Origin of the sequence: Xanthomonas axonopodis pv. maculifoliigardeniae (assembly GCF_041519315.1) — a bacterium.
Lineage (GTDB): Bacteria > Pseudomonadota > Gammaproteobacteria > Xanthomonadales > Xanthomonadaceae > Xanthomonas > Xanthomonas euvesicatoria.
The window spans coordinates 293,847-319,563 of sequence record NZ_CP167998.1 but is presented as its reverse complement, the minus strand read 5'-3'; the positions used below and the strand labels follow the sequence as shown (position 1 = coordinate 319,563).

The following is a 25,717-nucleotide window of genomic DNA, read 5'->3' as shown; positions in this document are numbered from 1 at the left end:
GTGCAGGCAATTCGGGCCCGTCTGCACGACGGCCTGCGCTTCCATCGCTGCCGGTGCGCATGACCCCCTGCGCACGGTGTCAGACCGGTTTCACTCAAGCCCCGTAGAATGGCCGCTTTCCGGCGACAGGCCGGGGCACCGGAACTGTCATGATCCACAACGATGTACTGCGCAGCATCCGCTATATGCTCGACCTCAGCGACGACAAGGTGGTGGACATCACCCACCTGGCCGACCCCGAGTTCGCGCTCGACAAGCCGCAGGTACAGGCCTGGCTGAAGAAGGAAGACGAGCCGGGCTTTGAGCCCTGCACCGATGCGATGCTGGCGCGTTTTCTCGACGGCCTGGTGCTGCGCTTCCGCGGCCGCGACGAGAGCCAGCCGCCACGCCCGCTGGAAACCCGCGTCGGCAACAACCTGGTGTTGAAGAAGCTGCGCGTGGCCTTCGAATTGAAGGACGTCGACATGCACGCCATCTTCGCCAGCGCCGGTTTCCCGCTGTCCAAGCCGGAACTCTCCGCACTGTTTCGCCAACCCGGCCACAAGAATTTCCGCCCCTGCGGCGACCAGCTGCTGCGCGCCTTCCTCAAGGGCCTGACCGCCCGGATGCGCGAAGCGGGATGATCTTCAGCGCACACGCTTGGCCGCTGGCGCTTGTCCAGCGGATGCCCTTTTTCGGTGCAAGAGCATCATTGAGAACCGCACGCACGCTCTAAATCGCCACCACGGTACGAATGACCATGCGCCATCCGTACCGTCGTCGTCAGATCACGCGTGACGGCGCCCAAAACGCAGCAGGTGCGATCAGCTGAAACGTCTGTTGCGGATCTGCTCGCGTTCTTGTTCGGTCATATCATCCATGTGGATGTAGTGGACGCCTTGTCCGCGCGGGGCACTGAGAAGCTGCGACTCGATGTCCTCCTGGTCGCCGTCGGGCGAGGAGATCAGACCCACGATGGTACCGTGCGGGGCAACCCGCCATAGCGCCACACGTTGGAAGACGCGCACCTGGTCGGTATCGGTCACTTGGGGATAGGTAGCGTACCAACCATCGGCAGGCAGGTAGCGATAAGAACCGTAGTCGTTCATAGCGTCTCTGGATTGGCGGAGTGGCCTGCCGATTGTGGAAAGACCTTGACCAAGTGGGATACGGGGATTTCCGATTTAGCGCTGCGATTACGTCTCTCGCACCCAATGTTTCGCTGCAGCGTGGAGCGTTTCGTGCGCTGTATTGTGGTGAGCCGGAACGCAGCGGGCTGCCGGCAGTTGCGCACAGGTCTCTGTCGCACTCTATGCAGCACAAACGTATCCTTCCCGCGCATGACCGACCCTGCTTTTCCGATCTCCCCGTTGTTGCCGCAAATTCGCGACAGTCTCGCTGCGCATCCGCGGCTGGTGCTGGAAGCCCCGCCCGGCGCCGGCAAGACCACCCAGGTGCCGCTGGCGTTGCTGGACGCGCCGTGGCTGGCCGGCCGCAGAATCGTGATGCTCGAACCGCGCCGCGTGGCGGCCCGCAGCGCGGCGCAGTTCATGGCGCGCCAGCTCGGCGAGCCGGTCGGCGAAACGGTGGGGTACCGCATCCGCTTCGAGAACAAGACCTCCGCGCGCACCCGCATCGAAGTCGTCACCGAAGGCATCCTGACCCGGCTGATCCAGGACGACCCCATGCTGGAAAGCGTCGGCGCGCTGCTGTTCGACGAATTCCACGAACGCCATCTGGCCGGCGACCTGGGTCTGGCGCTGGCGCTGGATGTGCAGGCGCAGGTGCGCGATGACCTGCGCATCGTGGCGATGTCGGCCACGCTGGATGGCGAACGCCTGGCCGGCTTTCTGGAAGCGCCGCGGCTGAGCAGTGCCGGGCGCAGTTTCCCGGTGGAGATTGCGCACTTTCCGGCGCGCCGCGACGAAGCGCTGGAGCCGCAGACGCGGCGCGCGGTGGAGCACGCGTTGTCCACGCATCCCGGCGACGTGCTGGTGTTTTTGCCCGGCCAGCGCGAGATCGCGCGGGTGCATCGCGCACTGCAGGATGCGCTGGATCCGGCGGTGCAGGTGCTGCCGCTGCACGGCGAGCTGTCGGTGGAGGCGCAAAGCCAGGTACTGCAGCCCGACCCGCAAGGCCGCCGCCGCGTGGTGCTGGCCACCAACGTGGCCGAATCTTCGGTCACCTTGCCCGGCGTGCGCGTGGTGATCGACAGCGGGCTGGCGCTCGAGCCGCATTACGACCCCAACAGCGGGTTTTCGCGGCTGGACGTGGCCGCCATTGCGCAGGCTTCGGCCGACCAGCGCGCCGGCCGCGCCGGGCGTGTCGCCAGCGGCTGGGCCTACCGGCTGTGGCCGCAGTCGCAACGGCTGGAACCGCAGCGCCGTGCCGAGATCACCCAGGTGGAACTGGCCGGCCTGGCGCTGGAACTGGCCGCCTGGGGCAGCAGCGCGCTGCGCTTTGTCGATGCGCCGCCCAGTGGCGCACTGGCCGCCGCGCGCGAGCTGCTGCGGCGGCTGGGCGCGCTCACCGCAAGCGGCGGCATCACCACGCTCGGCCGGCGCATGCTCGCGCTGGGCACGCATCCACGCCTGGCGGCGATGCTGGCGCAGGCCGGCGATGCGCCGCGTGTGGCGCTGGCCTGCGACCTGGCCGCGTTGCTGGAAGCGCGCGATCCGCTGCGCCAGGGTGGCGATGGGCTGGCCGCGCGTTGGCGGGCGCTGGCGGCATTTCGTCAGGGCCGCAGCGCGGCCGACGCCGATCGTGGCGGCCTGGCTGCCATCGACAGCGCTGCCAAACAATGGCGGCGCCGGCTGCGCTGCGACAGCGCCCCGCCATCCAGCGTGGAGGCGCACGCGCTCGGCGACCTGCTGTCGCACGCATTTCCCGATCGCATCGCCGTACGCCACCCCGCCGACCCGCTGCGCTACCTGCTCGCCAACGGCCGCAGCGCGCGCCTGTTCGACCATAGCGATCTGCGCGGCGAACCGTGGCTGGTGGCCAGCGAACTGCGCTATGAAGCCAAGGATGCGCTGTTGCTGCGCGCCGCGCCGGTGGATGAAGCCTACCTGCGTCGCAGCCTGCCCGAGCGCTTCGTGCAGCAGGACGTGGTGCAATGGGACGCGGACAAACGGGCCCTGGTCGCCCGCCGCCAATCCAGCTTCGACCGCATCGTGCTCGACAGCCGCCCGGCCGGCCGCGTCGACCCGGCACACGCCGCAGCCGCGCTCACCGACGCAGTGCGTCAACTCGGCCTGGACGCCCTGCCGTGGACAGAAAACCTGCAGCAGTGGCGCGCCCGCGTGCAGTCGCTGCAGAGATGGATGCCAGAGCTGGCGCTGCCCGATCTCTCCGATGCCACACTGCTGGAGACGCTGGACACCTGGCTACGCCCGGCCTTCGCCGGCAAGACCCGCCTGGACGCGCTGGATGAGGCCAGCCTGGGCGAAGCACTGAAGAGCGCGCTGCCCTGGGAGCGCCGCCAGTGGATCGACCGCCATGCGCCGACCCGCATCAGCGTGCCCTCCGGCATGGAGCGCCCCATCAGCTATGCCCTCGACCACGCCGGCCAACCGCTACCGCCGGTGCTGGCGGTCAAACTGCAGGAACTGTTCGGCCTGGCCGAAACCCCACGCATCGCCGACGGCCGCATCCCGTTGACCTTGCACCTGCTGTCGCCCGGCGGGCGGCCGTTGCAGGTGACCCAGGACTTGAAGAGTTTCTGGGCGAATACGTATCCGGACGTTAAAAAAGAGATGAAGGGGCGGTATCCGAGGCATCCGTGGCCGGATGATCCCTGGACAGCTGCAGCAACCCACAGAGCAAAGCCACGCGGCACCTGAAACGCATGGACCCGCGGCGGCGGTGAAACAGACAGGCGCTCGCAATCTCCTGCGGCGCGGACAGCTGCAGCAACCCACAGAGCAAAGCCACGCGGCACCTGAAACGCACGGACCCGCGGCGGCGGTGAAACAGACGGGCGCTCGGAATCCACCGCGGCGCACTACCTAACCGTAAGCCAAACGGCACCCGGTCCCGCTAACGCCGCCTATACGCATCAGCGCACAGACTGCAGATCACGTACTCAGAAAGGAAACGCCTCCGATGAGCAAGCTGACTGTGATCACCGAACGCGCCCTGGAGCGTGCCCTGGAACTGGCCGGCACTGCGGGCGACCAGCTGCGTCATGCCGCGTCCAACGCGGGCGACCAGGCACGCCACGCCGGCAGCAGCCTGCGTCATTTCGGACCGAGCGCAAGCGAATGGCTCAAGACCGGCGCCGCACTCGGCGCAGTGCGCACCGGTGGCAAGGCCGCCAGCAAACTGGTCAAGCGCAACCCGGCCGTGACGGTTGCTGCCGCGGTCGCAGGCCTGGGCCTGATCGGCTATGCGGTGTACCGCAAGCGTCAGCGTGACCAGCAGGTGCTCGGCGGCAATGTGCATCGTCTGGATCGCGAACATGCCAGCAATGCCAACGCACGCCGTGCCGCCTACCAGCGCCGCGGTGCAGTGACCCCGAGTGACGGCATCGAATAAGCCAACGCGCGAAGTCATGCAAAAACGCCACGGCACCAAGCCGTGGCGTTTTCGTTTGTGGCATGCATGTCTGCGTGCAGCGCAATGCATCGATGTCAGCGATTGAGGGGCCCACGCTGCGTGCCGTCTGCGTCAGATGATGGGACGACCATCGAACCCATCGAATAACGGTCGGCCATACGTGGCTCAGGCGAAGCGGGAGACAAGAACAGGATCTCCCCGCTCACACGCTCCGGTCATTGCGCCCGCCGGCGACGCGAACGTCTTGTCAGCGGCTAAACGCCTTGCCGCCCTGCCACGCGTACCGCGCCCGTCACAGACGCCACACCTCAGCGCCGGCTTCGGCTCGGGCGCGCGCTGGCGGTGTCTTCAGCGCGCCACTGCCCAGGTGCAAGCGCGTCCAGCCGCCAATCGCCGATGGCCACGCGCACCAGGCGCAAGGTCGGCAAGCCCACCGCCGCGGTCATGCGCCGCACCTGACGGTTGCGGCCTTCGGTGATCTGCAGCTCCAGCCAGGCATCGGGCACGGTCTTGCGCACGCGCACCGGAGGATCGCGCGGCCACAGCTGCGGTGCCGGGTCGAGCATGCGCACCTGTGCCGGCCGGGTGGGTCCATCGTTGAGCACCACCCCGTCGCGCAACGCCTGCAGTTGTTCGGGCTGTGGCGCGCCCTCCACCTGGACCCAGTACGTCTTGGGCTGTTTGTGGCGCGGATCGGTCAGCCGATGCGCCAATGCACCGTCGTCGGTCAGCAACAGCAAGCCTTCGCTGTCATGGTCCAGACGGCCTGCGGCATACACATCGGGCGGCAAGCCGAATTCGGCCAGCGTGCGCTTGGGCGGCTGCGAGCGGTCGCTGAATTGCGAGAGCACACCGTAGGGTTTGTTCAACAACACCAACATTGCCAATCCTGTTGCGCGACGCGCTGCACATGCCCTGATGACGTCAAACATCTGCATGCCGACACGCGCAACGCGCCGGCATGCAGCCGGGCGTCAGCGCTTGACGAACTTCAAGGTCATGCGGTCGCTCTCGCCGATGGCCTGGTACTTGGCATCGTCGGCCTTGTCATGGCTGTTGCTGGGCGGCAGCGTCCACACACCGCCCGGGTAATCCTTGGTGTCGCGCGGGTTGGCGTTGACCTCGCTCTTGCCAACCAGGGTGAAACCGGCGGCTTCGGCCATTGCAATCACCTGTGCCTGGCCAACGTAGCCGCTCTTGTCGTCGGCCGGCACATCGGCCTTGGCGCGATGTTCGACCACGCCAAGCACGCCGCCGGGCTTAAGCACCTTGTAGAAGCCGGCGAACATCGCCTCGGCAGTGCCGGCCATGCGCCAGTTGTGCACGTTGCGAAAGGTCAGCACCAGGTCGGCGGAGTTGTCCACGCCAAAGGAAGGCGACTTGGGCACATACGACACGAGCGAGGGCTTGCCATACACCTCCGGCTTGGCATGGAACTTCTTCTCCAGCTCGTCGCGCGCACGCTGCGCATATTCGCGGCTGCGGCCTTCCGGTGCCGACGCCGGGTCGACCACCGCGGCCACGTACTTGCCCTTTTCGCGCAGGTACGGCGCCAGGATTTCCGAATACCAGCCGCCGCCGGGAGTAATTTCGATGACGGTCTGGGTCGGCTTGATGCCGAAGAACGCCAACGTCTGACCGGGATGGCGATACTGATCGCGCTGCACGTACACGCGGTCGCGCCAGTTGCCGTTGATGGCCGCCTGCAATGCGGCGTCGGGCGCGGGCAAGCTCGCGCTATCGGCAGGCTTCACCGCCATCGCCAGCGGCGCGCTCATCGCCACCACCACACCCATCACACATGCACAGGCCAGCTTGTTGCCGATCATCGCAGCACCCTCATCCGGGGAAAAAGTAGCGCGAGCCTAGCATGCGCTCCAGGGCCTGCCATGTGCCCGTCGTGCATTCGCACAAGGCCTGTTGCCGCGTCCCCCGTCGCCGACATGTTCAGATCCTGTGAGCTGCTGGGGACGATCGGCGGAACGCTGAATCCACGCAGATGTCACACGCAACATCGGTGTGCGTGACTATCCTGTTGCCAGTTCGAATCAGGAGCATCCACGATGACCCAACCCCGCGCACTCGGCCGCTCCGGCCTGCAGGTTCAACCGATCGTCTTCGGCGGCAATGTGTTCGGCTGGAGCGCGGACGAGGCGACCTCGTTTGCCTTGCTCGATGCATTCGTGGATGCCGGCTTCAATCTCATCGATACGGCCGATGCTTACTCCGGCTGGGTGCCGGGCAATCGCGGCGGCGAATCGGAAACCATCATCGGGCGCTGGCTTGCGCGCAGCGGCAAGCGCGACAAGGTGCTGATCGCCACCAAGGTCGCCAAGTGGAGCGAGCATCCCGGCCTGTCGCCGGACAACATCGCAGCAGCGGTGGAAGATTCGCTGACGCGTCTGCAGACCGATGTGATCGATCTGTACCAGGCGCACGAAGACGACGAATCGATTCCGCTGGAAGCAACGCTGGCGGCATTCGGCCGACTGATTGAGCAAGGCAAGGTGCGTGCGATCGGCGCGTCCAACTACAGTGCTGCGCGCCTGCGCGATGCGCTGGATATTTCCGAGCAGTACAAACTGCCGCGCTACGAAAGCCTGCAGCCGGAATACAACCTGTACGACCGCGCCGGTTACGAAGCCGAGCTGGAGCCCCTCGTGCGCGAACGCGAGCTGGGCGTGATCAGCTATTACTCGCTGGCCAGCGGCTTTCTCACCGGCAAATATCGCAGCGCCGACGACGCCGGCAAGAGCAGCGCACGCGGTGCATCGGTGGTCAAGCAGTACGTCAACCCGCGTGGCCTGCGCATCCTGCAGGCGCTGGACGATCTGGCCGTGACGCACAATGCAACGCCTGCGCAGATTGCGCTGGCCTGGCTGATCGCACGCCCCGGCCTGACCGCGCCGATCGTCAGCGCCACCAGCGTGACCCAGTTGCACGATGTGCTTGCAGCCGCACGCGTGGCGCTCAGCGCCGATCAGATCGCGCAACTGGACAGCGCCAGCGCGCCGGAGTCATCGGCAACGCGCTAGTGCATCAGGGGGCATGTCGCGTTGTGTGCCGACCATGCACCCTGCTGCGCCTGTGACAGTACTCTCCCGCGCAGCCGCACAGCGGCCGTGCTCACCCGACCGCCCACGCGCGGACTGCCTACGAGCCATTCCCCATGACGTCCATCATCAACCGCCGCATCGTGCTGGCATCGCGCCCGCACGGAGAACCCAGCGCCGACAATTTCCGCATCGAAGAGGTCGCCGTCGCACCGACCGGCCACGACCAGATTCTGGTCCGCAATCGCTTCCTGTCGCTGGACCCGTATATGCGTGGCCGCATGGACGAAGGTCCCTCTTACGCCGCGCCAGTGGCCATCGATGCCGTGATGGAAGGCGGCACCGTCGGCGAAGTCATTGCGTCCAATCACGCCGACTATCAGCCTGGCGATCTGCTGGTGCTGCCCGGCGGCTGGCAGACGCATAGCCTGTTGACCCCCACGACACCCCTGCGCAAGCTGCCCAAGGACGACAGCCTGCCACTGAGCACCGCGCTCGGCGTCTATGGCATGCCCGGGTTTACCGCGTATGCGGGCCTGCATGAAATCGGCAAGCCACAGCCCGGCGAAACGCTGGTGGTCGCTGCCGCCAGCGGCCCGGTCGGCGCCACGGTGGCGCAGCTGGCACGCCTGCAGGGCCTGCGCGTGGTCGCCATTGCCGGTGGCGAAGAAAAAGTACGTTACCTGCGTGACACACTGCAGGTGGACGTGGCGCTGGACCACCGCGCCGACGACTTTGCAGAGCAGTTGCGCACTGCAACGCCGGACGGCATCGACATCTATTTCGAAAACGTTGGCGGCAAGGTGTTCGATGCGGTGCTGCCGCAGCTCAACGACTTTGCACGCGTCCCGGTCTGCGGCGTGATCGCGACCTACAACAGCCGCGGGCAAGCCCACCCCGGCCCGGATCGCCTGCCCGACTTCATGGGCCAGGTGCTGCGCAAACGCCTGACGGTGCGCGGCTTCATCCAGCACGATTTCATCCGCCTGATGCCTGCCTTCCTGCGCGAAATGGGCCAGTGGCTGCGCGAAGACAAAATTCAGTACCGCGAGCACGTGCTGCACGGCCTGGACAGCGCCCCGCAGGGCCTGATCGACGTGTTGCGCGGCAAGAACTTCGGCAAGGCCGTGGTCGCTCTGGACTAACGGCATTCGTCGTGCCTCTCTACACCCTTCGCGCTTGCGATTTTCCATTCCCAAGCAACCCAATGCGCGGCGGCGCCAGCGCCAATCATTCGTGATCCCACACACGACTTCGGCGAACCAGCAACGTTCGCCGAGCACCTTGCCACACTGGGTGCGGGGTTCATGATCGGAGAGCGACATGGGACTATGCATTTCAAAGCCGGCGATGTCTGGGTCGAGCGTGGCAGCGTCACCTGAGCATCCCGAAAGCTCTGCCTCAGAGCAGGTCACCGCCCCCGCGCCTTTACCCGAGCCATCGGTGCCGCCTAGCCTGCAGGGCTTGGCGAGACTCGGCGCTGCCCGTGCGAGGCGGAGGCGCTCCGGGAAACCGACCCTGCAGCCGCACGAAGTCCAGCAGGCCGCCTACCAACTCGGAATGCGCCTCAGCGGCAGGCCCATTGAAGACGTTCGCGACCGTCAACGCCTGGCCGACGCTACGGCAACGGTGCACGAGACACGGCTGGCCTTGCATCATGGACGAGGCAATATCGAGAGCGATTTTCGGCTCAGCAATGGGCGCAGCTCCACCTGTAGTTACCTGTCTTACAGTTTCCTGTCTTACTGGCCCGGGAAACATGACATCAATTTGATGGCAGGTTGCGCGCTGGCTGTCAGCGCAGGCAATTGTGACCAAAACGCAGCGATCAACACACGCCGGCATGCGGCCCGCATGGAGGGTGGCGGGCAGATAACCAACGTCTGTGACCAAGCGTGCGCCCACATGTACGCGCTGTACCAGCCTCCAGGCTCGGCAGAGGCCCAAGACTCGGCCGTCGTTCTCGACTCGTGGTCCGATGGTCCGGCGGTTCTACTCAGGGATTCGCGCTGGGCCGGAACATACCACCGCACATCCACCTATCCGATTGAGCGCTTCGACAAGCCGGGTGCAATCGATGCGCTGGCCAGGACCCGCGCATTGCAAGCCGAAATCGAGGATCCGCAAACCGAGTTCCATGCACATCTGCGCGGCGTGGAGAGCGTCGTTCGCACCCCGCCCGTACCTCGCAAGATCTATGCCTCAACTCCGGTCATCGCCCCCGACCTGGTCCAAAGTACGCGCCAGAGGCTGCAAGAGTTATCGCCGCGGACGCGTAAGGCGCTGGCCGCCGATGCGGCGCGGCAAGCCTACGGACTGGATGACGCACAGCCCATCTCGCCGCGCACGACGACAGCGATCCTGAAAGATGCAGCGCGCCTGGATGCCTTGGGTCGCCCTCCCTTGAGTTGGGCGCCAACTTCTCACACACGGCTGAAGCGTTTTGTCACCAATGCCCGGACCAATGCAAGGCAGGCTTTCTGGTATCGACGCGGGTGGCGCCCGCCTGTCACGGTGGCGAGATGAACGCCCCTTCGATCAGGCGAACAGCTGCCTGATCGTTCAGCGGTACCCCGTCATCGGCCTGATGGGCTGATGGCGGCCCGCCGAACACCTTTGCTGCGCAATACGTTGTTGGTAGACGGTGGAATTCAGCTGCGCGGCACCGGCAGCCTGTGCGCAAGACCGTGTCGTGATGCACGGCCCGTGCAGAAACCTCGGGTTGAAGATGATCCGGTAATGCTGCCGGGTGAGATGCGCCTTTGAACGGACGCGCAAGCGTCAGCTGTTAGCCACGTGCACGACACATAACCGCGAGGTGCGGCCCGATCGCCGCTAGTTCAACGGCCCGATTGCCATCGCCTGGCGGTCGATGCGGTGCTTTTCGGCAAGCGCCTGCATGCCTTGCAGGGTCGAGGCGATCAGGCTCGCGTAACGCAATCGCCACAGGGTGGCGCGGTCGTTGTCGTCGCGCGTGCTGCCCAGGCCGTCGAGCACCTGCGGCAGACGGCGGTCGGCAAGCGCCGACGCGGCCAGGTAGGGCTTTGCGGGAGCGATGACATCCACCGGCTCGCGCCAGTCGTTGGCCACCTGCCGGGCGATGCCGGCCAGATGCGAAAGCTGGTGCATGCCGATCAGCGTCTCGTGCAGCATCTCGCGGCATGCCCATTGCCACAGCGCCACCTTTTCCGACGGGTCCTGGGCAATCTCGGTAAGCGCCAGGTCTACCTTTTCGATGCGTGGGTCGAGCATTGCGTGGCTCCGATGCTGCTGTGCAACATAATTCACACCATCAGCCGTGAGAATCAAGTGAGCGCGTCGTTTGAATGCCGTCAGTGCGCCGATGCTCGACCGGGTTCACGCTTCGCTGCAACCGCCTGTCGACGCGCACCGGCGGCACCCTGACTTCCTTCCCATGGCGGCGCCCTGCACCGTGCGCAATGCTGAAGGCCCGATTCCCAAGGCCACCGCATGCGCAGCACCGTGTTCTTCGCACCGTTGTGGCTGCTGGTGGCCTGCGCCGCACAGGCCCAGACCGCAACGCCGCGGCTGTCCTCGCAGCAATGCACGGTCAGCACCTCCTACGACGTGCTCGCAGATACCGGCGGTATCTGGCTGCGCCGCAAACAGGGCCTGCCGCGCGAGATCTTTTTCCACGGTGGCGAGCTCAACGTGGACCGCCAACCACAGCCGGTCAGCGCCGCCGACGCGCAACGCCTGCGCGAGCTGGAGCAAGGCACGCGCGCGTTGATGCCGGCGGTGGCGTCGGTTGCCCAGTCGGTGGTCGACATCACGTTCGATGCGCTCAATGGCGTGGTGCACGTGCTGTCCGGCAGCGCGCGCCAGCGGCGCAAGGTGGAGCAATTGCGCACGGCAGCACGGGCGCAGGTCGATGGCAGCCTCGGGCGTGGACGGTGGGAGCAAGCGTTGTTCGACGAACGCTTTGAAGCCAACGTCGAACATGCCGCCGAGGAGCTGGCCGGCAGCCTCACCCGCAGCATGATGTGGACGGTGATGAGCGGACGCGCTGCGGAGTTGGAGCGCCGCGGCGAGCAATTGGATGCGCAGATGCAGCAGCAGATGCAGGGCCGCAGCGACGCGCTCCAAGCGCAGGCCCGCACCCTGTGCGTGCGGGCGCAAGCGCTCTACGCCGTGCAGCAAGCGCTGGAGTACCGCTTCAACGGCGAGCGCTTGCAGATGCTGGAACTCAACGCGCACCCGCAGCCGGCGGATGTCGTGGCCTCCACTGGCGTGGCGGCTACGGCGAGGCGCTAAGCAGCGTGTCGCCTTGCGCGCGTCTGCTCGATGCGCTTGCCGTGCGTCACGGTGCGTACGCCGCGCGGCGCATGCCATGACAGGCGACGCCGAAGTGCCCGCTGGCGCGTCATCGCCGGGCAATGCGTGCGCTAACCTGCAATCTTCTCAAGCCACAACGCACAACGGCCCGACGCATGCGCCGGGCCGTCGTTGAAACCGTGACACGCACTGCGCATCGCGGCCTGGCCTGCATTACGCCAGGGTCAGGGTGACGTCGATATTGCCGCGGGTCGCATTGGAGTACGGGCAGACCTGATGGGCCTTGTCGACCAGCGTCTGCAGTTCGGCCTTGTCCATGCCCGGCACGGCGATACGCAGTTCCACGACGATGCCGAAGCCGCCCGGGATCTGGCCGATGCCCACGCTGCTGTCGATGCTCACTTCGCCCGGCAGCTTGAGCTTGTCCTGTGCGGCGACGGCCTTCATCGCACCGATGAAACAGGCAGCGTAACCGGCTGCGAACAGCTGCTCCGGATTGGTACCGTCGCCGCCGGCGCCGCCGAGCTCGCGCGGGGTGGACAACTTGGCGTCCAGCGCCTTGTCCGAGGACACGGCACGGCCTTCGCGGCCGCCGGTGGCAGTGGCGTGGGCGGTGTAGAGGACTTTTTCAGGTGAGGCCATGGTGGTTCTCCAGGGTGAGCGCGAGGGGCGCATGAGGGTTCAATAGGTTCAATAGTTGACGATTGAATCGTGTACGACGCGTTGCAAAACAGTGCACATGCCGGAAGCTCACCCGGCGCCAAGGCTGGAGCGTAGCTTCTCCAGTTCCTGCTTGAGTTGACGCAGTTCGTCCAACGAACAGGCCGACGCACAAAACACCTGTTCCGGTACCGCGCCCGCCTTGCTGCGCAACGCACGGCCGGTCTCGGTCAACGCGATGATGACTTGGCGCTCGTCGTTGGCCGCACGCGTGCGGGTCACCAGCCCGGCCGCCTGCAGACGCTTGAGCAACGGCGTGAGCGTGGCCGAATCCAGGTACAGGCGCTCGCCGATCTCCGACACGCTGCGTTCATCGGTCTCCCACAGCACCAGCATGACCAGGTACTGCGGGTAGGTCAGGTCCAGCGCCTTCAGCAAGCCGCGGTAGAGCTTGTGCATCGCCAGGTTGGCCGAATACAACGCAAAGCACAGCTGGTTGTCGAGCTGCAGCAGCGCATCGGTGCGGGCAGTGGTGGCCGTGGCGGTGTCCATGGGGCGCAATTTAAATAGTGCGCGATCTAATTGCAAGCGATTTATCAGGGTGTCCTCTGCGGCTTGGCTCCGTGAGGGACCATCGGCCATTGCGACCAGAACTTCGGACGCTGGCTGGGAGCTGGGGCCTTCGCAGTAGCGCTGCAGGATCAGGCGCTGTGGCAGGGATGCCACAGCCGCGCGTGACATGGCGGCGGCACGTATCACGATCGCCGGATGCGCACGGCATCACCTGGGGCGCCTCATCGGCTCCACGAAGGAATTGAAGGACGTACCAGCAACAACCCGACTATCGTCGTCAACCGCAGTTGAGCGGTCACGCTGCCGGCAGTGCAGTGCCACCACCGCACATGCACGGCAGTGGCAATCGCACAGGTCATCGCCTATCCGATGACCGACTCACGCGCGATGCGCCGTTGCCAGATACTCCGCGCTCTGCATTTCGATCAGGCGCGAAGCGGTGCGCTCGAATGCACCGGCCAGGCGCTGGCCGCTGTATAGGGCCGGCGGTGCGTCTTGCGCGGTGCAGACCAGATTGACATGGCGGTCGTACAGCTCGTCGATCAGGTTGACGAAGCGGCGCGCGGCGTCTTCGTTCATGCGGTCGAAGTGCGGAATACCGCCCAGCAACACGGTGGTGAACTCGCGCGCAATCTCGATGTAGTCGCTGGGTCCGCGCGGGCCTTCGCACAGCGCAGCAAAATCGAACCAGGCGATGCTCTTGCCGCGTGCGCGCACCGGAATCTTGCGCGCCTCGATTTCGATATTGCCGGCACGCGCCTCGGCGTTGCCGCTCAACTCGGCCCACCGCTGCGCAAGCCAATCGTCGGCCTGCGCATCCAACGGCGCGCGATACACCGGCGAACGCGTCAGCGCGCGCATGCGGTAATCCTCGGTGCCTTCGGCGTAGAGCTCCACGCAGAACTTCTGCAGCAACCCGATCGCCGGCATGAAACTGTCGCGCTGCAAGCCGTTGGCATAGAGGTTTTCCGGCGCGGTGTTGGACGTGGTCACCAGCGTCACGCCTTCGGCGAACAGGCGTTCGAGCAAACGTGCCAGCAGCATCGCATCGCCGATATCGGTAACGAAGAATTCGTCCAGCACCAGCACGCGCAGGTTCTCGCGCCACTGCTGGGCGATGCGTGCCAGCGGATCGCTTTGCCCGGCGTGCTCGCGCAACTGCTCGTGCACGCCGCGCATGAAGCGGTGGAAGTGGGTGCGGTATTTCTGCTTGATCGGCAGGCCGTCGTAGAACAGATCGACCAGAAAGGTCTTGCCGCGCCCGACACCGCCCCAGAAGTACAAGCCGCGTACCGGCTCGGGCTTTTTCCAGAACGCCGACAGCCGGTCCAGCCAACCATCTTGCGCGCTGTCCACCAGCGCCTCGTGGATGCGGTCCAGCTCGGCCAAGGCCGCCTGCTGCGCAGGGTCGGCGCGCCAGTCGCCGCGTTGTACGCCGGCGGCGTAGCGCTGCGACGGGGTCATCTCACTCATTGCATTCTCCGCGGGCCGCCGGCTGTTGCGCGGACCGCTCAACAGCGCATCGCCTGGCGATACGCGTGGGCCGTGCCGCGGTCAGGCTGCGGCCGGCAACCAGCGCCGGACACCATGCTGGATCGCACCGCGCAGGTCGATCAATTTGCGGTGGAAGAAATGGCTGGTGTCGGGCATGCGCACCAGCTCGGGTTGCTGCTCCAGCGTTTCCAACCAGTCGTAGACCGCCTGCGGGTCGACGATCTCGTCGGCATCGCCCTGGATCACCAACCATTGCGCCGGCGGCTGGATGTCGCTGAAATCCCAGCGCCCGGCCGGCGGCGCGATCGAGATCAGCACCTGCGGTTCGAGCGAGCCGGCGGCGCGCAACGAGACATACGCGCCGAAGCTGAAACCGCCCAACCACAACGTGTGGCCTGGCCGCTGCGCACGCACCCACTCGGCAACCGCACGCAGGTCGTCCTGCTCGCCATCGCCATGGTCGAACGCGCCGGCCGAATTGCCGACGCTGCGAAAATTGAAGCGCACCACGGTGATGCCCAGCTCGCGCAGCGCGCGCGCGGCCATGGTGACGACCTTGTTGTGCATGCTGCCGCCCTCGGTGGAGAGCGGATGGCAGAAGATGGCGGTGACCGCGTGTGCGGCAACATCCGGCTCGGGCAGATCGACCGCGACATCCAGCGGGCCGACCGGCCCGTCCAAGGTCAACGCAGCCGATTCGGTGGGGAATGAGGGATTGGACATGCCTGCATAATAGCCGCCCCGCCGGCCGCGTTCATCGCCCTGCCTGCACACTTCGTTGCGTTGCCCATGCATTTTCTGCTGTTTGCCGTTGTCTGCAGTGTCCTGGTGTCGGTGCTGTTGAAGCTTGCGCCACGCCACCAGATCGACGTGTTTCAGGCCATTACCTGGAACTACGCCACCGCTGCACTCCTGGCCTGGCTGATCCTGCATCCGGCGCTGGACACGCTAAGCGCCACGACCACTCCCTGGTTGGCGTTGCTGCTGTTGGCCGTGGCGCTGCCTTCCATCTTCCTGGTGCTGGCGCGGTCGGTCGCGGTGGCCGGCGTCGTGCGCACCGATGTCGCGCAACGCTTGTCGCTGGTGCTCTCGTTGGCCGCCGCCTTCACCGTTTTCGGCGAACCGGTCAATGGCTGGAAACTGGCAGGGCTTGCGCTGGGCATGGCGGCCATCGTGTGCATCGTGCGACGCCCCCGTCAGCACCTAGCGACCGATCCGCTGCCGAGCACAACCGGCCTGCCCTGGCTGATTGGCGTCTGGATGGGCTTTGCGCTCATCGACCTGCTGCTCAAGCACATCGCGCAGGCCGGGACACCATCGCTGACCTCGTTGACCTTGTGCTTTGCGCTGGCCTTCTTGCTGATGCTTGGCGTGCAGAGCGTGCGTTGGGCACGTGGCGCACGCCTGAGCACCCGCAGCATGCTTGCCGGCGTGCTGTTGGGTGCGCTCAATTTCGGCAACATCCTGTGTTACGTACGTGCCCACCAGCTGCTGCCGCACAGCCCGGCGACCGTGTTTGCCAGCATGAATCTGGGTGTGGTCGTGCTGGGGGCACTGGTGGGCACATTGGGATTTGCCGAACGCCTGGGCCTGCGCGGCTGGTTGGGGCTGGCACTGGCCGCACCGGCCATCGCGGCGATCGCCTGGGGAATACGTCTGGGTTGACGCCCGCTTTCGGCCTGCGCGACGTCGGTTCGCCATCCGCCTTCCGCGCCGGTTGGCGGTCGCTAGCATGAGCGTGCATTCCCGCGGGAGTTTGTGATGCGCCTGACTTCGTTCTTTCGCAGCACTCATCCGGTTGCCCCGGAGCCGTTCAATCCGGCAGCCACCGATACGGCAGCGACAGCAGGTGCGACGCCGTCGCCGCACCTGCTGTCTCACGCGCCCAAGGCCGGCACCGCGCAGGGCGCGGCCAAATCGCGGCAAGGCATGCTGGCTTCGGCACGCAAGTCGCTGGCCATGCTACGCAAACAGCTGCCGTCGATGTGCATGGGAGCGCCAGCCACGAAAACGGCGCAGAGCCAGCCTACGCTGGCCACATCGGCACCGAACGCTGCCAGGCAAGGCACGCACCCGCGTCCACCGGCACTGCAGGCTGGCGTCGATGCGCGATGGAAGGCGCCCGAGGCGATGCCTCAGCCGCGCAATCGTGCGCCGATATACACAGCAGCGCCACCGCAGCAACCGCCGTCGCCGCCACGCGCGTCAGAACGCTTTCAGCAACGTCAACGCGCTCCCGAGCAACAGCGGCAGCAGCAGGTTCCAAACGTGGCCAGGCGCGAACCGCTACGGCCGCCGCAGCAGCCGACGTTCCCCGTGCGGCCGGCACCGGCTGCTTCCCCGAAAGCGGCGACACCGGCTCCGCCCTCGCCGTCCAGGCGGCTACGCCCGGTGCGCAACATGAATCTGGAATTGGCCGCGCTCAACGAGCAGTGCCATAACATCGGCCGGCGCCTCTACAAGGAGCGCCGGGCGCCTAGCCCGCAGGAAAGGTCGGTGTTCGAGATGCGAGCGGCCCTGATCGCCGAGCGCGACGCCGTGCGCGATCGGCAGCTCGATGGGATGTTGGCGGCGCTGGCGCCATTGGAGAAGATCGCTGCGCCGAGGACCACCAGCAGTCGGCTGGCCATGGTCCAATATGACGTGATGCAGTCCAATCGCCGTGCGTTGCTTGCGGTCCGCGAAAATATCGACATGACCAAGATGGCACGGTATTACACGCGCGCGCAGCGGCGCCTGCAATCCTTGAAGGAGAGCGATGCTCCGCCCGACAAGATCCGACGCCTGGAACGCATGATGCAGGGCTATACCAACGTGCTGGCGCTGGAAGACATGGTCAAGCGCACCGACGACCAGTTGCATCGGATGGGTGCGCCACGCTTGATGGACAGCATCCCCACCACGCCGCAGGAGCGTGCGCTGTCCGAGCAGAACGAACGCGACGACCATCAGGAGGCGATCAACAACGGCTATTGAGCGCGTCGTCGTTGCGCGCAAAGCGTCCGCGGACCGCCAGCGCCCACGCACGCCCTGGCGTCAGCCACGACACAGCGTGCCGTTGACCAAAACTGCGATCTCGCCAGTGCAATGGGACTGGCGATGTCCGCGGCTCGCCTGTCGGGCGGCAGCAGTGCTGCCTTCAACGCGCCCAGTGCGGAAATGGGTCGTCCAGCAGTTGCCATTGCGCCGGCCCCTGCCGTAGTTCCTGGTCGCTGAGCAGGCACGCGTCCAGCGCGGCGCGTGTGCGCGGTGCATCCATGTCCACGCCGATCACCGCCAGCTCCTGGCGGCGGTCGCCCCAGAGCGGATGCCACAACCGCTGCATCGCGGCGTATTCGTTGGCATCGCCCACCTCGTGCGGTTGCGGCAGTGGCGCGGTCCAGCACTGCGTCTGTTGCCGCTGCCAGCCGATATCGGTGTATGGCAGTGGCGTGACGCTGGTCTGCAGCGGCTGGCCGACCGACTGCGCATCCACACGGTGGCGCGCAGCGAACCAGAACCCGGCCGCGCTGGTCTGGGTGGCACCGCCCACGCTGGACAGTTCACCCACCCAATCCATGCGACTGGCCAGCCAGAAGAAGCCCTTGCTGCGGATCACCTGCGGCAAGCCGCTGTGCACCATGCGCGCGAAGCGCTGCGGATGGAATGGCCGGCGTGCGCGGTACACGAAGCTGCTGATGCCGTATTCCTCGGTCTCGGGCGTGTGCTGGCCGCGCAGCTCCTGCATCCAGCCCGGCGCCAGCTGCGCACGGGTGAAATCGAAACGCCCGGTGTCCAGCAGCTGCTGCAGCGGCACTTCGCCGTGCGCGGCATCCACAATTGCCGCGTCGCGGTTGAGCGCGCGCAACACGGCGCGAAGGCGTTGCAGCTGCTGCGCGTCGATGCGGTCGCACTTGCTGATCACCAGCACATCGGCGAACTCCACCTGTTCGCCCAGCAACTGCACCAGCCCGCGCGTGTCGTCCGGGCCGGCTTGCTGGCCCAGGTCGGCCAGCGTGGCAGCCGAGCCGAAGTCTTCCAGGAAATGGCTGCCGTCCACCACCGTCACCATGGTGTCCAGCCGGGCGATGTCCGACAGGCTGAAACCATCGGCATCGCGCACCGCGAAGGTGGCTGCCACCGGCATCGGCTCAGCAATACCGGTCGATTCGATCAGCAGATAGTCGTAGCGACCCTGCTCGGCCAGCCGCCGCACTTCCTGCAGCAGATCGTCGCGCAGCGTGCAGCAAATGCAGCCGTTACTGAATTCCACCAGCGTCTCTTCGGTGCGCCGCAACGCCGCGCCGCCCTCGCGAACCAGCTGCGCGTCGATGTTGACCTCGCTCATGTCGTTGACGATGACCGCCACCCGCAAGCCGTCGCGGTTGTGCAGGATGCGGTTGAGCAAGGTGGTCTTGCCCGCACCCAGAAAGCCGGACAACACGGTGACGGGAAGGCGCGCATCGCGCTGGGGGGACAGAGACATCCTGAGAACCTGGCGGGAAAGGAGTGTTACTATATAACACTTACTGGACCGGATGCTTCTGATGCGCGCCACCGCCTCCCTGCTGGACAGCTCGGCCATCGCCTTGTCCGGGTTATGCCTGTTGCATTGCCTCGCCCTGCCGCTGCTGGCCGCCACGCTCCCGCTACTGGGCGCCTGGAGCCGGGCCGAGTGGATACATGTGATGTTCGCCACGGCGGCGGTGCCGCTGAGCGGCTACGCGCTATGGAGCACGCATCGCCGGCACGCCCTGCCGGCGCCGGTCTGGGTGCTGGCGCTGTGCGGACTGGCCGGGCTGGTGATTGGAGCGAGCGGTCTGGTCGGCGATGCGCTGGAAACACCGGTCACGGTCGCCGGCAGCCTGCTGCTGGCCAGCACGCATCTGCTCAATCTGCGGCTGCGTCGCCGACATGGGACATGCGCGAACTAGCGACCGATCGGCGTACGGCACCATCGCCAGAGCGGTCGCCAGGCGGGAAGGGAGGTGGGGCACGCATCGGTGGTCGATGCGCGCCCTGCTGGGCTCGACCACCTCAACGCATGCCGCGCGTCGGCGTCGGCGTCAGTGCTGCCGCCGTGATCACCTTCGCGTCATCGTCCGCCGCGTCCGCTTGGCTTGACGACGGCCTACGCAATCCTCGATGACCGCCCGGTTTGCAGCAGCACGCGCGTCCCCAATTCGCCTTGGCACGCGTGCAGCGTGCACAGCCACGATCGGCAGCGCTACAACGAAAAACCCAGCAACACCGGGTCGTGATCGGAGCTGCGCCACGGCCCCGGCAGGTTGCGCTTGGCGTAGCCGGCGTCGTCCATGACATCGGCATTGATATGCCATTCGGCCGCGCCACGCAGCTGCTTGGCCATCGCCGGGCTGAGCAACGCATGGTCCAGGCGCCCGCTCAGGCCGTCGTAAACGTAGCTGTAGGGCTGCTTCACACCGGCCACTGCAAACGCGTCCTGCCAGCCGCTGGCGCGCAGGCTGCGCATCGGCATTTCCATCGCATAGGCATTGAAGTCGCCCAGCAGCACGGCGAGCTTGGTCTGCGCGCCAGTGGGGTCGGTCTGCAACCACTGGTGCAACCGCTTGGCCGATTCGGTCCGGGTGGCATTCCAGCAGGCCTGGCCGTCCTGCTGATCGGCGTCGGCACCGCTGGCGTTGCCGCAGCCTTTGGACTTGAAGTGATTGGCGACCACCACGAAGGTGGCTCCGCGCGCACTGCGAAACGCCTGCGCCAGCGGCACGCGACTGTGGTTCTCGAACGGCCCGCCGGTCAGCGTGGCCGGCTCGCCGACCGGGGTGACCTGCGAGCTGCGATAGAGGATGCCGACCCGGATCGCATCGTCGCCCGGGCCGCTGCCGGTATCGACGAACTGCCAATCCTTGTCCTTGCCGGCAGCGTTGAGCGCGGCCACCAGTTGCGATACCGCCGCATCGGCGCCGTTGCCGTCGTTTTCCACTTCCATCAACGCAGCCACGTCGGCGTCCAATGGCACGATGGTGGCGACCAGCTTGGCCAGCTGCGCCTGGAACTGTTCGTGCGTGCGTGCGCCACGCTTGGTCGGGAAGCCACCGCCACGGCCATTGCCGTTGAAGAAATTCTCCAGGTTGAACGAGGCAATACGCAGATCGCCGCCCACCTGCGGCGCAACGGCTGTGGGCATCGCCGGCAAGGTCAGTGGGCTCAGCACCTGGATGCGATAGTTGCCGTCGTAGCGTTGATCGACGATGCCATCGACCGATTTGAGCAGGCTGCCGCTGCGCAACACCGGATCGGCCGGCAGATACGACACCGTCTTGGGGCTGCGGCCGTTGCGCGCATCGTCCAGCAACACGCGACGACGTGCGTTATCGGCCTGCACCTGCGCGAACGCCGGCGTGCCGGCAGCGGCGACCTCGCTCGGCTGCCACAGGCGTCCGCCGAACGCGGCGACCAGCTCGCCGTACGTATCCAGGCGGTCGCTGCCATTGAGCGTGAGCGAGGCGATGCGCACGTGCTCGCCTTCCAGCGCTTCCCAGTTGGCCGGCGGGCCGCTGAGCATGCGCACCGGCACCGGCTGGCCACTGGCAAGCCGCTCGATGCTGCTGGCGTCCACGGTGGTCAGGCTCGCCTCGCCACCTGCCGAAACCTCGCGCACGGTGCCGACGATGCGCACGCGGTCGCCCACCGCCAGCTCGGCATTGCCGGCCCCGGTGACGAACAGGCCATGCGAGCGCCGCGGTTCGAACCCGGGCTGCTGCACGAACAGGCCGGCCAGCCCCGCGCGCGTATCGGCGGTGACGATTGCTTCCACCTCCACCACGCGACCGTCGTACGGGCTGCGGCTGTCTTCGCCCTGCACGTCGGCAATCGAGAGCCGCTGCGCGGCACCATCGGCGGCGCTGCACAGCAACGGGGCCAACAGACCAACCAAACCGAGCACAACCAGCGGGCGAGGCGACATCGAACGACTCCAGTGAGTGGATCAAACGCAAACGCCGCCCGGAAAGGCGGCGCGTGATAACGAAAAAGCGCGGAAACAGGCTAGCAAACGATGGTCAATGACCGCCAGGCACATACGCTGCGCAACCGTGATGCGGCTAACGCGTGCACTGATGCAGTGCTGCAGCGCCTAGGTCACCTCTGCACGCGAGGCGTTCGATCGGGCGCGCAACACAGCCAATGCGCGGTACCAGGCGGGAATCGCAGACCCATCCTCCTCCGCCGACTTGCCGAGCCCTTACTTGAGGTTGCCCAGCATCCAATCGACAGTGGCGCGCACCTGCTCTTCGGTCAGCGCCGGGTTGCCGCCCTTGGGAGGCATGATGCCGCCATCCGGACCGGTGTAGCCCTCGATCGCGTGCTTGTACAAGGTGTCCTTGCCCTGTGCGATGCGTGCATCCCAATGCGAATGGTCCAGCGTGGGCGCCTTGCCGACACCGGTGGTGTGGCAGGCGGTGCACAGGTTGTTGAAGATGGTCTTGCCGTCGGTCGTACCGCCGTAAGCAGACTGCGAGGCGGCCTTGGCCAGCGCCGCGGCCTGGGCTGCGGCCTGCGCGGACGCGCCAGTGGCGCCGGCATACACCGCACCGGCAGGCGCAATGCGTTGCTGCACACGTTTTGCGGCGGTGGGCGAGACTTCGTCGGGGATAGCGCGTTGCAAATACGCTGCCAGGGCGATCAGGCCCAGGGTGATCACCACGAGTAAACCGATCACCATCGAGAATTTTTTCAGGAACTCGAGGTCGTAATTCCGCACGCGCTCACCCCTGGCTGTTGGTCGAAGACCTCTGCTAGCGCCGGAGTATAGAGCACACTTTGCGCCAGTCTGACCAGCCTGTATGACAGTTTTCGCAGCGATGGGCGCTGCGCGCCCGGTGGGCGGATGCTTCTGTCCACGGGCACGCCCGCCCGGCTGGCCAATTGCCGCAGCGCCGCATGCCGCGCATTGGTCTCCGTTGTGGGAATTGCGTATCATTCCCAACAACCACGGTGGCGCGGTTCTCGCCTCGCCAGTCCCGTCCTTGAGGAGTCGCCGCGATGAAATCCTTTCTGCTGTCCTGCCTGGCCTTGGCCAGCATCAGCCTGTCTGCCCAGGCCCACGAAATCTGGATCGAGCGCGACGGCAGCGGCCCGGTGCGCATCTTCTTCGGCGAACCGGCGCAGGACGCGCTGGACCATGGCGAAGACGAGATCAAGCGCGTGGTCAAGCCGAACGTGTTCGGCACTGCCGGCAAAGCCGGCCCGCTGCAGCGCGGGACCGAGTTCCTGACCGCGCCGCTGGCCGGCAGCGGCGATGCGTGGTTGAGCGACGACAGCGTGTTCGAGCCGTGGAAGGGGGAAGCCGGCGGCTTCGAGACGGTGAGCTATTACGCACGCGCCGGCCGTGCCACACCGGCTGCAAAGCTCGATTTCGAGCTGGTTCCCACCGCTGCCAATCGCAATACGCTGACCGTGCTTTATCGCAACAAGCCGCTGCCCAAGGTGGAAGTGACGGTGATCGACCCGCAAAAGTGGCAGAAGACGCTGACCTCCGATGCCAAGGGCCAGGTGAGGCTGCCCACGCTGCGCGCCGGCCGTCACATCCTGGTGGCCACCCACAAGGAACCGGTGAAGCGCGAGATCGCTGGCAAGCAGGTGTCGATGGTGCATCACATCAGCACGCTGACGTTCCTGGCCGAGTAGCGTGGTCGGCACATCTCCCGCGCACTCATGGAACGGGCGCTGCCGCTGCGCGGCCGCGACGCCGGGCTTGCGCGTCCGATGCCACACGCGGGAACCACTAGCGGTTGCCGGCCCACCCGGCTGGGCAACGGTGTGCTGCGGTATGGCGGTTGCCCCACGTCCATCGCGCGCGGTGGCGTGATGTCCAGCGCCTCGCCCCTGCCGCTTGCCTGGTTCAGGCGCCCCTGGCTGGGCGTGCTTGCGCGCACGCTGGCAGCCATCTTCGGTGGCTACGCGCTGGCCAGCGCCACCAATCTGTTGCTGGCACTGGTGCTGCCGATGCCGCGCAGTGAAGCGGTATTGACCAGCATGCTGATCGGAATCGTGGTGTGCGCGTGTGCGCCGTTGTGGGCCTTCGCCACCGCCAGCGTGTGGCGTGCCTGGGCCGGCATCGCGGTGCCGGCGGCGTTGATGTTTGCGTTGGCCACGTGGCTGCAACGGAGCGCGGCATGAAGCAGGGCTTTCGCCAATCGATGGCGTGGCTGCACACCTGGACCGGGCTGCTGGTCGGCTGGGTCTTGCTGCTGATCTTCATGGGCGGCACGGCCAGTTATTACCGCGACGAAATCAGCCGCTGGATGCGCCCGGAACTGCCCACCACCACCGTGAGCACCGCCACCGCGCTGCGCAGTGCCGAGCAGTATCTGCAGACACACGCAGCCGATGCAGTGAGCTGGAACATCACCTTGCCGGATCCGCGCACTCCGGTGGTGAGCATGTACTGGCAGAATCCCGCGCCCGCCGACGGCAAACCGGCAGAGCGCCGGCAGATGTACGGCACCGCCATCATCGACCCGGCCACCGGCAAGGACATCGCCGCACGCGACACGCTGGGCGGCGAGTTCTTCTACCGGCTGCATTTCGACCTGCATTACGTACCGGTGATGTGGGCGCGCTACATCGTGGGATTCTGCGCGATGTTCATGCTGGTGGCGATCATCAGCGGGGTGATCACGCATAAGAAAATCTTCAAGGATTTCTTCACCTTCCGCCCCGGCAAGGGGCTACGGTCGTGGCTGGATTTCCACAACGTCAGCGCGGTGACCGCGCTTCCGTACCACGCGATGATTACCTACACCGGCATCGTGACCTTGATGTTCATGTACCTGCCGTGGGGCATCAAGGCGCGCTATGCCGGCGATGAGATGCGCTTCTACGACGAGGCGGCCAACCGGGTGGCCGATACGCGCAAGGCCGCCGGTGTACCGGCGCACATGCTGCCGCTGGAGCAGTTCGTGGCACGTGCGCGCAGCGACTGGCGTGGTGGCCAGGTGAGCAATGTGGCGGTGTCACTGCCCAACGATGCGCACGCTGCCGTCGGGGTGAGCCAGTTGGCCGACAACCTTTCCACCGACGTGCCCTCCATCCTGTTCGATGCAGTGAGCGGCGAGCGCCTGCTACGCAGCGGGCCGCCGGGCGGTGCCAGCCAAACGCGCGGGGTGATGGTGGGCCTGCATCTGGCCCATTTCGCCGGGCCATGGCTGCGCGCGCTGTTTTTCGGCTCCGGCTTGCTGGGCTGCCTGATGGTGGCCAGCGGCGTGGTGATGTGGGCAGTGAAAGAACGCCCCAAGCATCTGAAAGCCGGGCGAATCGGTTTCGGGCTGCGCCTGGTGGATGCACTCAATATCGGCACCGTGGCCGGTTTGCCGATCGCCTTTGCAAGCTTCTTCTGGGCCAACCGCGTGTTGCCGGTCGGCCTGGATGCGCGTGCAGCGATGGAGGCCAATGTGTTTTTTGCTGCGTGGGCCACGGCATTGCTGGCCGCATTCGTGTGGCCGCGGCGTGCGATGTGGAGCTGGCAGCTCTATCTGGGCGCGGCGTTGTTCGCGCTGGTGCCGGTGCTCAACGCGATCACCACCGATGCGCATCTGGGCGTGACGCTGCCGGCCGGGCAATGGGCACTGGCCGGTGTGGATCTGGTGTGCCTGTTCCTGGGCCTTAGCCTAGGCATTGCCGCCTTTCGCCTGCAGCGTTGGAAAGCGCCGCAGCCGGCTTCGGCACGACGCGCGCGCGCTGCGGCTGCCGCAACGCCCGTGCCGCACACCGCGCCGATCCAGGAAAGCGCATGAGCGTGTTGCTGTTGCTGGCGCTGAATTTTTCCGGCTTTGCTGCGCTATGCCTGGCGATGGACAAGCATCAACTGGAACTTCGCGGCCGCCTGCTGGGCACTGCACGGTCGCGCCAACTGCGTGTGCTGGGTTGGTTGCTGCTGTGTGTCACCTTCGCGTTGGCGGTGCATGCGCAGGGCTGGGGCATCGGCGCAGTGCTGTGGCTGGGCACGTTGACCGCCAGTGCGGCGGTGTTGTCGCTGTGGCTGCTGCCGTACCGGCGCGGCGCGATCGTGCCGGCCGCAGTGGCTGCACCGGTGCTGGCGGGTGTGGTGCAGGTGCTGAGTGGTTGAAGGTGGTTCGCGGCTGATC

25 protein-coding genes are annotated in these 25,717 nt (G+C 66.2%); 14 read left to right on the top strand and 11 right to left on the bottom strand.

All coding sequences use genetic code 11. The features are described from left to right. The first annotated feature begins 149 nt into the window (after positions 1 to 149). Positions 150 to 623, top strand: a complete 474-nt coding sequence (locus ACDH77_RS01370) for a DUF1456 family protein (RefSeq protein ID WP_003489391.1) — start codon at positions 150 to 152, stop codon at positions 621 to 623. Positions 624 to 803: 180 nt separating this feature from the next. On the opposite strand, the gene ACDH77_RS01365 is transcribed toward ACDH77_RS01370, so the two are convergent. Next, positions 804 to 1,088 carry a hypothetical protein gene (locus ACDH77_RS01365; RefSeq protein ID WP_008572328.1) on the bottom strand — a complete coding sequence of 95 codons (285 nt, stop codon included), beginning with the start codon at positions 1,086 to 1,088 and terminating at the stop codon, positions 804 to 806. A gap of 231 nt (positions 1,089 to 1,319) precedes the next feature. On the opposite strand from ACDH77_RS01365, the gene hrpB reads away from it, so the two are divergent. Both hrpB and ACDH77_RS01355 read left to right on the top strand, forming a co-directional pair. Further along, complete coding sequence (hrpB, locus tag ACDH77_RS01360) at positions 1,320 to 3,821, top strand: ATP-dependent helicase HrpB (RefSeq protein ID WP_372353683.1); 2,502 nt, start codon at positions 1,320 to 1,322, stop codon at positions 3,819 to 3,821. A gap of 262 nt (positions 3,822 to 4,083) precedes the next feature. Next, positions 4,084 to 4,515: a hypothetical protein gene (locus tag ACDH77_RS01355; RefSeq protein ID WP_008572324.1), complete on the top strand. Its 432-nt coding sequence runs from the start codon at positions 4,084 to 4,086 to the stop codon at positions 4,513 to 4,515. Positions 4,516 to 4,844: 329 nt separating this feature from the next. On the opposite strand, the gene ACDH77_RS01350 is transcribed toward ACDH77_RS01355, so the two are convergent. Beyond that, a complete protein-coding gene (locus tag ACDH77_RS01350) occupies positions 4,845 to 5,417 on the bottom strand; it encodes a pseudouridine synthase (protein WP_218195841.1) in 573 nt (190 codons plus the stop codon). A gap of 93 nt (positions 5,418 to 5,510) precedes the next feature. After that, the gene (locus tag ACDH77_RS01345) at positions 5,511 to 6,365 is read right to left on the bottom strand and encodes a class I SAM-dependent methyltransferase (RefSeq protein ID WP_008572322.1); all 855 of its coding nucleotides are present in this window, start codon (positions 6,363 to 6,365) and stop codon (positions 5,511 to 5,513) included. Positions 6,366 to 6,599: 234 nt separating this feature from the next. On the opposite strand from ACDH77_RS01345, the gene ACDH77_RS01340 reads away from it, so the two are divergent. The 3 genes from ACDH77_RS01340 (at position 6,600) to xopE (ending at position 10,115) form a co-directional block, all read left to right on the top strand. Beyond that, positions 6,600 to 7,571: an aldo/keto reductase gene (locus tag ACDH77_RS01340; RefSeq protein WP_008572321.1), complete on the top strand. Its 972-nt coding sequence runs from the start codon at positions 6,600 to 6,602 to the stop codon at positions 7,569 to 7,571. A gap of 134 nt (positions 7,572 to 7,705) precedes the next feature. Next, entirely contained in the window at positions 7,706 to 8,734 is a 1,029-nt protein-coding gene (locus ACDH77_RS01335) for an NADP-dependent oxidoreductase (RefSeq protein ID WP_277575248.1), read from the top strand. Positions 8,735 to 8,912: 178 nt separating this feature from the next. Further along, complete coding sequence (gene xopE, locus ACDH77_RS01330; protein WP_372353682.1) at positions 8,913 to 10,115, top strand: XopE/AvrPphe family type III secretion system effector; 1,203 nt, start codon at positions 8,913 to 8,915, stop codon at positions 10,113 to 10,115. A gap of 309 nt (positions 10,116 to 10,424) precedes the next feature. Here the strand turns inward: xopE and ACDH77_RS01325 are convergent, their stop codons facing one another. Further along, the gene (locus tag ACDH77_RS01325) at positions 10,425 to 10,841 is read right to left on the bottom strand and encodes a hypothetical protein (RefSeq protein WP_014089047.1); all 417 of its coding nucleotides are present in this window, start codon (positions 10,839 to 10,841) and stop codon (positions 10,425 to 10,427) included. Between the two features lie 219 nt (positions 10,842 to 11,060). Between ACDH77_RS01325 and ACDH77_RS01320 the strand changes: the two genes are divergently transcribed. Further along, a complete protein-coding gene (locus ACDH77_RS01320; protein ID WP_338338498.1) occupies positions 11,061 to 11,864 on the top strand; it encodes a DUF2884 family protein in 804 nt (267 codons plus the stop codon). A 234-nt stretch (positions 11,865 to 12,098) separates the two neighbouring features. Here ACDH77_RS01320 and ACDH77_RS01315 read toward each other — a convergent pair whose 3' ends face one another. The 4 genes from ACDH77_RS01315 to ACDH77_RS01300 form a co-directional block, all read right to left on the bottom strand. Continuing rightward, on the bottom strand, positions 12,099 to 12,527 hold the full coding sequence (locus tag ACDH77_RS01315; protein WP_003488682.1) for an organic hydroperoxide resistance protein: 429 nt from the start codon (positions 12,525 to 12,527) through the stop codon (positions 12,099 to 12,101). 108 nt (positions 12,528 to 12,635) lie between these two features. Beyond that, complete coding sequence (locus ACDH77_RS01310; protein WP_005912321.1) at positions 12,636 to 13,097, bottom strand: MarR family winged helix-turn-helix transcriptional regulator; 462 nt, start codon at positions 13,095 to 13,097, stop codon at positions 12,636 to 12,638. Between the two features lie 399 nt (positions 13,098 to 13,496). Further along, positions 13,497 to 14,591, bottom strand: a complete 1,095-nt coding sequence (zapE, locus tag ACDH77_RS01305; RefSeq protein WP_011345994.1) for a cell division protein ZapE — start codon at positions 14,589 to 14,591, stop codon at positions 13,497 to 13,499. An 81-nt stretch (positions 14,592 to 14,672) separates the two neighbouring features. Continuing rightward, positions 14,673 to 15,335: an alpha/beta hydrolase gene (locus ACDH77_RS01300; protein ID WP_014089045.1), complete on the bottom strand. Its 663-nt coding sequence runs from the start codon at positions 15,333 to 15,335 to the stop codon at positions 14,673 to 14,675. 66 nt (positions 15,336 to 15,401) lie between these two features. Here ACDH77_RS01300 and ACDH77_RS01295 point away from each other — a divergent pair, with 66 nt between their 5' ends. Continuing rightward, complete coding sequence (locus ACDH77_RS01295; protein WP_031420709.1) at positions 15,402 to 16,277, top strand: EamA family transporter; 876 nt, start codon at positions 15,402 to 15,404, stop codon at positions 16,275 to 16,277. Between the two features lie 96 nt (positions 16,278 to 16,373). Next, positions 16,374 to 17,588 (top strand): type III secretion system effector protein XopR, encoded by a 1,215-nt coding sequence (gene xopR, locus ACDH77_RS01290; protein ID WP_277612564.1) that lies wholly within the window; start codon positions 16,374 to 16,376, stop codon positions 17,586 to 17,588. A gap of 163 nt (positions 17,589 to 17,751) precedes the next feature. Here xopR and ACDH77_RS01285 read toward each other — a convergent pair whose 3' ends face one another. Beyond that, positions 17,752 to 19,077 carry a GTP-binding protein gene (locus ACDH77_RS01285; RefSeq protein ID WP_008572284.1) on the bottom strand — a complete coding sequence of 442 codons (1,326 nt, stop codon included), beginning with the start codon at positions 19,075 to 19,077 and terminating at the stop codon, positions 17,752 to 17,754. Positions 19,078 to 19,129: 52 nt separating this feature from the next. On the opposite strand from ACDH77_RS01285, the gene ACDH77_RS01280 reads away from it, so the two are divergent. Continuing rightward, entirely contained in the window at positions 19,130 to 19,525 is a 396-nt protein-coding gene (locus ACDH77_RS01280; protein ID WP_014089041.1) for a MerC family mercury resistance protein, read from the top strand. A 293-nt stretch (positions 19,526 to 19,818) separates the two neighbouring features. Here the strand turns inward: ACDH77_RS01280 and ACDH77_RS01275 are convergent, their stop codons facing one another. After that, a complete protein-coding gene (locus tag ACDH77_RS01275; protein ID WP_071117906.1) occupies positions 19,819 to 21,537 on the bottom strand; it encodes an ExeM/NucH family extracellular endonuclease in 1,719 nt (572 codons plus the stop codon). Between the two features lie 276 nt (positions 21,538 to 21,813). Next, the gene (locus ACDH77_RS01270) at positions 21,814 to 22,332 is read right to left on the bottom strand and encodes a c-type cytochrome (RefSeq protein ID WP_008572280.1); all 519 of its coding nucleotides are present in this window, start codon (positions 22,330 to 22,332) and stop codon (positions 21,814 to 21,816) included. A gap of 281 nt (positions 22,333 to 22,613) precedes the next feature. Between ACDH77_RS01270 and ACDH77_RS01265 the strand changes: the two genes are divergently transcribed. The 4 genes from ACDH77_RS01265 to ACDH77_RS01250 all read left to right on the top strand — a co-directional run bounded on the left by ACDH77_RS01265 (position 22,614) and on the right by ACDH77_RS01250 (position 25,698). After that, entirely contained in the window at positions 22,614 to 23,258 is a 645-nt protein-coding gene (locus ACDH77_RS01265) for a DUF4198 domain-containing protein (RefSeq protein WP_109290517.1), read from the top strand. A gap of 180 nt (positions 23,259 to 23,438) precedes the next feature. Then, positions 23,439 to 23,750 (top strand): DUF3649 domain-containing protein, encoded by a 312-nt coding sequence (locus tag ACDH77_RS01260; protein WP_008572273.1) that lies wholly within the window; start codon positions 23,439 to 23,441, stop codon positions 23,748 to 23,750. Further along, positions 23,747 to 25,366, top strand: a complete 1,620-nt coding sequence (locus tag ACDH77_RS01255) for a PepSY domain-containing protein (RefSeq protein WP_277575196.1) — start codon at positions 23,747 to 23,749, stop codon at positions 25,364 to 25,366. Before ACDH77_RS01260 ends, ACDH77_RS01255 begins: the two co-directional genes overlap by 4 nt. After that, complete coding sequence (locus ACDH77_RS01250; RefSeq protein WP_014089036.1) at positions 25,363 to 25,698, top strand: DUF3325 domain-containing protein; 336 nt, start codon at positions 25,363 to 25,365, stop codon at positions 25,696 to 25,698. Before ACDH77_RS01255 ends, ACDH77_RS01250 begins: the two co-directional genes overlap by 4 nt. Positions 25,699 to 25,717: the final 19 nt, after the last annotated feature.